Below are 8,336 nucleotides of genomic sequence, written 5' to 3'. Positions count from 1 at the left end.
CCTCATGGCACAGTATGAGGTCGACGGAGTGTTCGTCGCACTGGCCGACCCGACCCGGCGGAGCGTGATCCGGCGGCTAGGGCGCGGCCCGACCAGTGTGGGGGAGCTCGCCGCCGAGTATCCGATCACGCTGCCGTCGTTCATGAAGCACGTCCGGACGCTGGAGTCCAACGGACTGATCCGCACGGTCAAGACCGGCCGGGTGCGGACCTGTGTGCTGAACCGGGAACGGCTGGCCGTCGTCGACGACTGGCTGGCCGAGCAGCGGCGGATCTGGGAGGAGCGTACCGATCGGCTGGCGCGCTTCGTCACGGAAGAGACCGAAGAGACCGAGGAGGACGGGTGAAGGCAGAGTTCGATCCGGAGTTGGACCTGGTCGTGGAACGAGTCATTCGGGCGCCGCGGGCCAAGGTCTGGAGAGCGTGGAGCGATCCGGAGCGGTTCGCGCAGTGGTGGGTGCCGGCGCCCGCGATCTGCCGGGTACGGCGCCTCGAGTTGCGCCCGGGCGGCGCGATGGTGACCGAACTGAGCGAGGACGGTAGGGCGTTCGAGCCGCATCTCGATGCGAGCTTCCTGGTGGTGGAAGAGCTCGAGCGGCTGGTGTTCACGAACGCCATCGACAGCACCTGGCGTCCCGCGGATCCGCAGCCGATCGCGGTGACGGCCGAGGTGCTCCTTGCCGATCACGCGGAAGGAACGCAGTACCGGATCATCGCGCGGCACGGATCGGCGGCGGCGCGGGGGTTGCACGAGGAGCTCGGATTCGCTGACGGCTGGGGCGCCGTGACCAAGCAGCTCGCGGCGGTGGTCGAGGCATGAAGCTGGTACTCACGGAGTTCGTCACGCTGGACGGGGTGTATCAGGGGCCGGGTTCGCCGACCGAGGACACGAGTGACGGGTTCACGCGGGGCGGGTGGTTGGTGCCGTTCATGGACGAGGTGTTCGTACGGCGGGCGGCTGAGTGGTTGCGGCTGGCGGACGGGCTGGTGCTGGGGCGGTGCGCGGTTGGGGCGGGCGCTTCTCGGTGCTGGGGTGGTTGATGTGGTGCGGTTGGTGGTTGCGCCGACTGTCGTCGGGGCGGGGCGGCGGTTGTTGACGCCGGGGGAGGCTGCGGGCTTGCGGTTGACGCGGCATGAGGCGACGCCGAGTGGGCTCTTGCTGCTCGAGTACGAGACCGTCGGCGCCGCTCCGGTGGGGGAGTACGAGGGCGTCAGCGCGTTCGTGTGACGTGGTCGTCCAGGACGGTCTCGATGATCGGGAGGTTCTCGGTGATGAGCGCCTTCCACAGGGCCCAGCCGCGGGCGCGGGCCCACATCGCGTCGTCCTGGGCGACCGCTTCGCGGAAGGCCGCACGGGACGATCCGGAGAAGAACCCGTACGCGATCACCAGGTCGCAGGCCGGGTCGCCGACGCCCGACGTACCGAAGTCGATGACCGCGGACAGCCGGCCGTCGCGGACCAGGAGGTTGCCGTGGGAGATGTCTCCGTGGAACCACACCGGCGGTCCGTCCCAGGTGGCCGCTAGGGCGGCCTCCCAGACCGTAGCCGCCAGATCGGAGTCGATCCGGTCCTTCAGAACGGCGAGGGCGTCGACCGTCTCGCCGTGGTAGTGCTCCAGCGACGCGCCCCGGTAGAAGCTGTGCGCGCCGGCGGGCGGTCCGTCTGACGCATCCACTCTCTGCAGCGCCAGGATGAAGGCTGCGACCGAGCGGGCAAATTGGTCGAGGTCGTCCACGGTCTCGGGCGAAGCCGTCTCGCCGGAGATCCAAGCTCTGACGGCCCACGGATAGGGATAGCCGAAGCCGGGTTCGCCCTTCGCGACGGCGTCGGGGATCTCGACGGGCAGTTCCGGAGCCAGGCGCGGGAGCCAGGTGTGTTCCTTGTCGACGGCGGCGACGTACGACGCGGCCGTCGGGAGGCGAGCGGTGAGGCCCGTGCCCAGCCGGTACGTCCGGTTGTCCCAGCCGTCGACCGCGACCGGCGTCACGGGCAGGTCTGCCCACTGCGGGAACTGCTGTGCGATCAGCCGCTGTACCAGCGCCGCGTCGATACCGGCCCTGCCGTCCTGATGAAGTTCGGTCACGTCCAGCAGGTTCCCCGAGGACGGGACTGCCCTCAATCGGTTTAGCTCGCAGCTTCAGCGACCGAGTCGTCGAGGAAGGCGCAGATCGTCTCGAGTTCCTCGATGCTGCGCGATGCGAGTACGCCGGCCAGCCGGTTGCCCTGGTCGGCGTACAGCGGGGCCAGCCGCTCGTTGATCGCCTCGATCGACGGGGTGACGACGACCTTGCGGCGGTCGGCCGGGTCGGGCTGACGGGTGACGAAACCGTGCGCCTCGAGCCGGTCGATGACGCCGGTGACGGTGCCGGATGTAAGGCCGGTGTGCTCGGTGAGCTGTCGCGGGGTCAGCGGTCCGTACGTCTGCAGCAGCGTCATGAACTGGGAGTCGCTCGCACCGAGCCCGACCTTCGCCGAGATCGCGTGGTTGTACAGCACCACCTGGGCGATCAGCCGGATCATCCGCTGCTGGATCTCGCCGGTGAGCTCTTCGCGGGAACTTGTCATGGTCCGCCTCAGCATAGGGCTTGCATTTCTCTCGGATCTCCAAGATACTCGGGATACCAAGATACTTGAAGGGACGAGAGAACATGAAGGTATTGGTAATCGGCGGCGGGACCGGCGGCCTCGCACTGGCGCACGGACTCCTGCGGGCCGGCATCGAGGTGGCGGTGTTCGAGCGGGACGCGCTGCGCACCGACGGACTGCACGGCTACCGGGTGGGGATCGACCCGGACGGCAGCCGGGCGCTGCATTCGCTGCTGCCGCCGGAGCTGTACGACACGTTCGTCGCGACGAAGGCGAGGGACCCGAAGTACTTCAACATGCTGACCGAGGGCTTCAAGGAGGTCCTGTCGATGGAGGTTCCGCCGTCGACGGACCCGGTCGAGAGCGAGAAGTCGATCAGCCGGATGACGCTGCGCCAGGTGCTGCTGACCGGCCTCGAGGACGTGGTCGAGTTCGGCAAGGAGTTCACCCGCTTCGAGCAGTACGACGACCACGTGACGGTGTACTTCGCCGACGGGACCGAGGCGAGCGGGGACCTGCTGGTCGGCGCCGACGGATCGGGGTCCCGGGTCCGCCGGCAGTACCTGCCGCAGGCGAAGACCGAGGAGACCGGCATCATCGCGATCGCGGGCAAGCTGCCGATCACCGACGAGAGCGCGAAGCTGGTTTCGCCGAAGGTGTTCGAGGGCATCTCGATGATCAACGCGCCCCGGGGGCTGTTCTGCATCATCCACGTGATGGAGTTCCTGTGGGGCCGCGACGGTCAGGTGAAGCACGGGATCGGCGGCAACACCGAAGAGCTGATCCGGCGCTGGCCGGGGCTGCAGTTCGATAACACCCGCGACTACATCAACTGGGGTCTGTCGGCGACCCGGGACAAACTGCCCGCGAACGTCATGGACCTGAGGGGCGACGAGCTGGTCAAGGTCGCGCTCGACCTGACGCCGGACTGGCACCCGAACCTGCGCCGGATGTTCGAGCTCACCGATCGGGGCACCTGCTTCCCGGTGAACATCTGGACCTCGGTGCCGCTGGAGCCCTGGGAGAGTACGAACGTCACGCTGATCGGTGACGCGATCCACACCATGACGCCGGGCCGTGGCGTCGGCGCGAACACGGCGCTCCGGGATGCCGTGAACCTGTGCCGCGTGCTGATCGACGTCCGGGACGGCCGCCGCGAACTGGTCGCCGCAGTCCGTGACTACGAGACGAAAATGATCGAGTACGGCTTCGATGCTGTGATCAAGTCGCGCGCCCAGATGACCGCGGACGGCCCGATGCACAAGCCGGTGATCGGGCGGCTGATCCTGGCCGGCATGCGTTCGGCGATGCGGACGGTGAACCACGTACCGCCGCTGAAGCGCCGGATGCGGGACGCGATGCTGACGTACCGCGGTGCCGACCGGGACGAGACCGCGCTGGAGATCAGCCCGGCCCCGGCCGGCAGGTGAGCCGCGGTCAGCGCTGGCCGATGTGCTCCGAGACGGCGTCGAACACGCGGCCGACCGCGGCGAAGTCCTCGGGGCTGGCGAGGTCGACCAGGTTCTCCCGGACGCCGTCCACGTGGTACGGCGCGGCCTGCTCGAGCAGGGCGAACCCGGCCTCGGTCAGCTCGGCCCAGACGCCGCGCTTGTCACTCGTGCACGAGGTCCGGCGGACCAGCTCGGCGGCCTCGAGGCGGCCGACGGTGTGGGTCAGGCGCGACCGGCTCTGGTGCAGCCGGTCGGCCAGGTCCGCCATCCGGAGCCGCCGGTCGGGCGCCTCGGAGAGCCGGACGAGGATCTCGTAGTCGTTGATCCCGAGGCCGAACTGGCGAAGGTCGTCATCGAGCTTCGCCATCAGGCGTGCGGTCCCCAGCAGGTAGGCCCGCCATGCCACCTGCTGCTCGGCGTCGAGCCACCGAGTCCCCCTGTCCATCTCAGTCTCCGTTGTCACGAGAACAGTGTACCGGGAATGTGGTTGACATTTAAACTGTTATTGCCTACCGTCGTAGTCATCGGTTGAAGCTTTAACTATTGAACCAGGCTGCGTCGCCCCCGACCAGTAGGACCACATTCCCGAGAGGACCTCATGAGCGACACCACCACCGGCACCCTGACCAGCACGATCCCCGGCCTGGCCGCCGGCACCTACGCCATCGACACGGCGCACACCGAGATCGGCTTCACCGTCCGGCACCTGATGACCAAGGTCCGCGGAACGTTCGAGGACTTCAGCGGCGAGATCGTCGTCAAGGACACGATCGAGGACTCCGTGGCGAACGTCGCCGTCGAGCTGGCCTCCGTGCACACCCGCAACGCGCAGCGCGACGGGCACCTGCGCTCCGGCGACTTCTTCGACGCCGAGAAGAGCCCGAAGATGACCTTCACCAGCACCGCCATCAAGGCCGAGGGCGACGACTACGTCCTGGCCGGCGAGCTGACCATCAAGGACGTCACCAAGCCGATCGAGCTCGCGGTCGAGTTCCTCGGCGTCGACCAGAACGCGTACGGCCAGACCATCATCGGTTTCGAGGCCTCCGCGTCGATCAGCCGCAAGGAGTGGGGCATCGACTTCAACGTCCCGCTGGAGGGCGGCAAGCTGCTGATCGGCGACAAGGTGGACATCCACCTCGACGTCCAGGCCGCGCTGCAGGCCTGATCTTCCGGGCAAGCCCCGCACCAGGTGGTGCGGGGCTTTGCTATGCCTGGACCATCCGGTGCGCGAGGTCGGCGTACAGCTTGCCGAGCGTGGCCGGGTCGCCGCGGTGAGGTGTGTACCAGCGGGCTACGTCGATCGACAGCGACAGTACGGCGAGGGTCGTGCCGGGGAGGTCTGTCACGGCGAAGGAGCCGTCGGCGACCCCGTCCGTGAGTACCTGCTCGATCTGGGCCGAGATGGCGCGGCGGATCGTCGCTACTTCGGCCAGGTGCTCCGGGGAGAGCGCAGCCAGCTCGTACTGCACCACGCGGGCGATCGTGTGGTGCTCTGCGTGCCAGGCGGTGAAGGCCTCGACAAGAGAGCGCAGCCGGTCGACTGGTGTCTGGCCGGTGTCCGCGGAACGCAGTACGTCCAGGGCTGCCTTGTGGCCGTACAGGCTGATCTCGAAGAGCAGCCGCTCCTTGGACGGGTAGTGCACGTACAAGGCGGCGGGACTCATCCCGGCGCGGGACGCGATGTCGCGAGTGGTCGTCGCCTGGAAGCCGCGCTCGGCGAACGCGTCGACGGCGCCGGTCAGCAGCCGGCGGGCCGCGGCCGGCTGGACGTGCTCCCAGACCAGGGGATCGGTGACTGCGGACACGTTGACACCTTGCACCAAACGCGTGAAGCTAAGCAAGCGCTTAGCGAAGCGAGAAATGCAACACTGCGCCGCTAGTCTCACGCCTTGGGGAGGCCTCATGGATCGCGTCATCTTCAACGAGGACCATCACGCATTCCGTGCCAGCGCGAAGGAGTACTGCGACCGCTCGCTGGTGCCGCGGATGGAGCAGTTCCTCGACGAGAAGACGATCGATCGCGCGGTCTGGCTGGAGGCCGGCAAGCAGGGCTTCCTCGGGCTCGACGTGCCGGAGGAGTACGGCGGTTCGAGCGTCGGGGACTACCGGTTCAACGCGGTGTTCGCGGAGGAGGTGTCGAAGGTCTCCGCGTCGCTGTCGAGCTGTTTCGGCATCCACTACGACTGCGCCGCGCCGTACTTCGTGGACCTCGGCACCGAGGAGCAGAAGCAGCGCTGGCTGCCGAAGTTCTGCTCCGGCGAGTACGTCGCCGCGATCGGGATGACCGAGCCGTCCGGCGGGTCGGACCTGGCCGCGCTGAAGACGAGTGCGAAGAAGGCCGACGGCGGCTGGGTGCTGAACGGGTCGAAGACCTTCATCACGAACGGCGACATGGCCGACCTGGTGATCGTCGCCGCGCGCACGGACCCGGCCAAGGGCGCGAAGGGCATCACGCTGTTCGTGGTCGAGGAGGGCATGGAGGGCTTCGCCCGCGGCCGCAAGCTCGACAAGGTCGGGCAGACCGAGTCCGGTACGTCGGAGCTGTTCTTCGAGGACGTCTTCGTTGCCGATGACAACGTCCTGGGCGAGGTGGACCGTGGCTTCATCCACATGATGGAGCGGCTCGCGCAGGAGCGGATCGGTGCCGCGGTGTCGAACATCGCGCACGCCACCCAGATCCTCGCCGAGACGGTCGACTACGTGAAGCAGCGCAAGGCGTTCGGCCAGTCGGTGGGCTCGTTCCAGTACAACAAGTTCCTGATCGCCGAGCTGGTCACCAAGGCCGAGGTGACCCAGGCGTACGTCGACAACGCGATCGTGGCGCACGACGAGGACCGGCTGTCCGCGGTGGACGCCGCGAAGACCAAGTGGTGGAGCGCCCAGGTGCAGAACGAGATCCTGGACGCGTGCGTGCAGCTGCACGGCGGTTACGGGTACATGAACGAGTACCGGGTGGCGCGCGCCTGGCGGGACGCCCGGGTGACCAAGATCTGGGCCGGCAGCAACGAAATCATGAAGGAACTGATCGGGAGAGATCTCGGTCTCTGAGAGGGACATGCAGATGCCTGAAGCCGTGATTGTTTCCACCGCCCGGTCGCCGATCGGGCGTGCGTACAAGGGATCGCTGACCACGATCCGGCCGGACGACCTCGCCGTACAGCTGATCAGGGCGGCGGTCGACAAGGTCGGGCTGACCGGGGACCAGATCGAGGACCTGGCGCTCGGGTGCGCGGAGCCGCACGACGAGCACGGCGGGAACATGGCCCGCCGGGTCGCGGTGCAGCTCGGCTGGGACAACACGCCGGCGACCACCGTGAACCGGTTCTGCGCGTCGTCGACGCAGACCGCGCGGATGGCTTACCACGCGATCAAGGCCGGTGAGGGCGACATCTTCGTGAGCGCGGGCGTCGAGTGCGTGTCGCGGTACAAGAACTTCGGGTCGGCCGGGGTCGGGGACCCGAGCTCGTTCAACCCGGTCTTCACCGACGCGGTCGCGCGGACCGAGAAGTACGCCGAGACGAACGACACCTGGCACGACCCGCGCGCGGACGGGCAGATCCCCGACATCTACATCGCGATGGGACAGACGGCGGAGAACGTCGCAACGCTGCGTGGCATCTCCCGCGCGGACCAGGACGTGTTCGGCGTCCGCTCGCAGAACCTGGCCGAGAAGGCGATCAACAACGGGTTCTTCGCGCGGGAGATCACGCCGGTGACGCTGCCGGACGGGACCGTGGTCAGCAAGGACGACGGGCCACGGGCCGGTACGACGCTGGAGAAGGTCAGCCAGCTGCAACCGGTGTTCCGCCCCGACGGCACCGTGACGGCCGGCAACTGCTGCCCGCTGAACGACGGCGCCGCGGCAGTCGTGATCATGAGCGACACCAAGGCGCGGGAGCTCGGGCTGACGCCGCTGGCGCGGATCGTGTCGACCGGGGTCAGCGGTCTGTCGCCGGAGATCATGGGCCTGGGTCCGGTGGAGGCGTCGAAGCAGGCGCTGGCGCGGGCCGGGATGAGCATCAACGACATCGACCTGGTCGAGATCAACGAGGCGTTCGCGGTCCAGGTGATCGGATCGGCGCGCGAGCTCGGCATCGACGAGGACAAGCTGAACGTGCACGGCGGCGCGATCGCGCTCGGCCACCCGTTCGGGTCGACCGGTGCGCGGATCATGACCACGCTGGTGAACGGCCTGCAGTTCGAGGACAAGCAGTTCGGCCTCGAGACGATGTGCGTGGGCGGCGGGCAGGGGATGGCGATCGTCCTCGAGCGCCTCAGCTGATGACGCTGGAGAAC

Annotated in this window: 12 protein-coding genes; 8 read left to right on the top strand and 4 right to left on the bottom strand. The window is 67.9% G+C overall.

Features of this window, described 5'->3' with window-relative positions:
• The 4 genes from VFF46_RS10205 to VFF46_RS10190 all read left to right on the top strand — a co-directional run.
• Positions 1-346, top strand: a 346-nt coding sequence (locus VFF46_RS10205; RefSeq protein WP_325036819.1) for a metalloregulator ArsR/SmtB family transcription factor, incomplete at its 5' end; no start/stop codon positions are given.
• Entirely contained in the window at positions 343-819 is a 477-nt protein-coding gene (locus VFF46_RS10200; protein WP_325036818.1) for an SRPBCC domain-containing protein, read from the top strand. The genes VFF46_RS10205 and VFF46_RS10200, both read left to right, overlap by 4 nt.
• A complete protein-coding gene (locus VFF46_RS10195) occupies positions 816-1,040 on the top strand; it encodes a hypothetical protein (RefSeq protein WP_325036817.1) in 225 nt (74 codons plus the stop codon). Before VFF46_RS10200 ends, VFF46_RS10195 begins: the two co-directional genes overlap by 4 nt.
• Position 1,041: 1 nt before the next feature.
• Positions 1,042-1,227, top strand: a complete 186-nt coding sequence (locus VFF46_RS10190; protein ID WP_325036816.1) for a hypothetical protein — start codon at positions 1,042-1,044, stop codon at positions 1,225-1,227.
• Here the strand turns inward: VFF46_RS10190 and VFF46_RS10185 are convergent.
• A complete protein-coding gene (locus VFF46_RS10185; protein ID WP_325036815.1) occupies positions 1,211-2,083 on the bottom strand; it encodes an aminoglycoside phosphotransferase family protein in 873 nt (290 codons plus the stop codon). The genes VFF46_RS10190 and VFF46_RS10185 overlap by 17 nt on opposite strands.
• 41 nt (positions 2,084-2,124) lie before the next feature.
• Complete coding sequence (locus tag VFF46_RS10180; protein ID WP_325036814.1) at positions 2,125-2,565, bottom strand: MarR family winged helix-turn-helix transcriptional regulator; 441 nt, start codon at positions 2,563-2,565, stop codon at positions 2,125-2,127.
• A gap of 83 nt (positions 2,566-2,648) precedes the next feature.
• Between VFF46_RS10180 and VFF46_RS10175 the strand changes: the two genes are divergently transcribed.
• Positions 2,649-4,016, top strand: coding sequence for an NAD(P)/FAD-dependent oxidoreductase (locus tag VFF46_RS10175; RefSeq protein WP_325036813.1), 1,368 nt, complete (start codon positions 2,649-2,651; stop codon positions 4,014-4,016).
• A gap of 7 nt (positions 4,017-4,023) precedes the next feature.
• Here the strand turns inward: VFF46_RS10175 and VFF46_RS10170 are convergent, their stop codons facing one another.
• Positions 4,024-4,482, bottom strand: coding sequence for a MarR family winged helix-turn-helix transcriptional regulator (locus VFF46_RS10170; protein WP_325036820.1), 459 nt, complete (start codon positions 4,480-4,482; stop codon positions 4,024-4,026).
• Between the two features lie 153 nt (positions 4,483-4,635).
• On the opposite strand from VFF46_RS10170, the gene VFF46_RS10165 reads away from it, so the two are divergent.
• Entirely contained in the window at positions 4,636-5,205 is a 570-nt protein-coding gene (locus VFF46_RS10165) for a YceI family protein (RefSeq protein WP_325036812.1), read from the top strand.
• A 40-nt stretch (positions 5,206-5,245) separates the two neighbouring features.
• Here VFF46_RS10165 and VFF46_RS10160 read toward each other — a convergent pair whose 3' ends face one another.
• Positions 5,246-5,845, bottom strand: coding sequence for a TetR/AcrR family transcriptional regulator (locus tag VFF46_RS10160; protein WP_325036811.1), 600 nt, complete (start codon positions 5,843-5,845; stop codon positions 5,246-5,248).
• A gap of 97 nt (positions 5,846-5,942) precedes the next feature.
• Here VFF46_RS10160 and VFF46_RS10155 point away from each other — a divergent pair, with 97 nt between their 5' ends.
• The gene (locus VFF46_RS10155) at positions 5,943-7,088 is read left to right on the top strand and encodes an acyl-CoA dehydrogenase family protein (RefSeq protein ID WP_325036810.1); all 1,146 of its coding nucleotides are present in this window, start codon (positions 5,943-5,945) and stop codon (positions 7,086-7,088) included.
• A gap of 13 nt (positions 7,089-7,101) precedes the next feature.
• On the top strand, positions 7,102-8,322 hold the full coding sequence (locus VFF46_RS10150; protein ID WP_325036809.1) for an acetyl-CoA C-acetyltransferase: 1,221 nt from the start codon (positions 7,102-7,104) through the stop codon (positions 8,320-8,322).
• The last annotated feature ends 14 nt before the right edge of the window (positions 8,323-8,336 follow it).

Source organism: Kribbella sp. (assembly GCF_035655035.1).
In the GTDB taxonomy this organism is placed as follows: Bacteria; Actinomycetota; Actinomycetes; order Propionibacteriales; family Kribbellaceae; genus Kribbella.
The sequence above is the reverse complement of the archived record's forward strand: the minus strand, read 5'-3'. Positions and strand labels throughout refer to the sequence as shown.

Bases quoted from the DNA above. Each gene is read 5' to 3' on its own strand.
- VFF46_RS10155 (WP_325036810.1), top strand. From the start codon at position 5,943: ATGGATCGCGTCATCTTCAACGAGGACCATCACGCATTCCGTGCCAGC.
- VFF46_RS10170 (WP_325036820.1), bottom strand. From the start codon at position 4,482: ATGGACAGGGGGACTCGGTGGCTCGACGCCGAGCAGCAGGTGGCATGG.
- VFF46_RS10175 (WP_325036813.1), top strand. From the start codon at position 2,649: ATGAAGGTATTGGTAATCGGCGGCGGGACCGGCGGCCTCGCACTGGCG.
- VFF46_RS10165 (WP_325036812.1), top strand. From the start codon at position 4,636: ATGAGCGACACCACCACCGGCACCCTGACCAGCACGATCCCCGGCCTG.
- VFF46_RS10195 (WP_325036817.1), top strand. From the start codon at position 816: ATGAAGCTGGTACTCACGGAGTTCGTCACGCTGGACGGGGTGTATCAG.
- VFF46_RS10180 (WP_325036814.1), bottom strand. From the start codon at position 2,565: ATGACAAGTTCCCGCGAAGAGCTCACCGGCGAGATCCAGCAGCGGATG.
- VFF46_RS10150 (WP_325036809.1), top strand. From the start codon at position 7,102: ATGCCTGAAGCCGTGATTGTTTCCACCGCCCGGTCGCCGATCGGGCGT.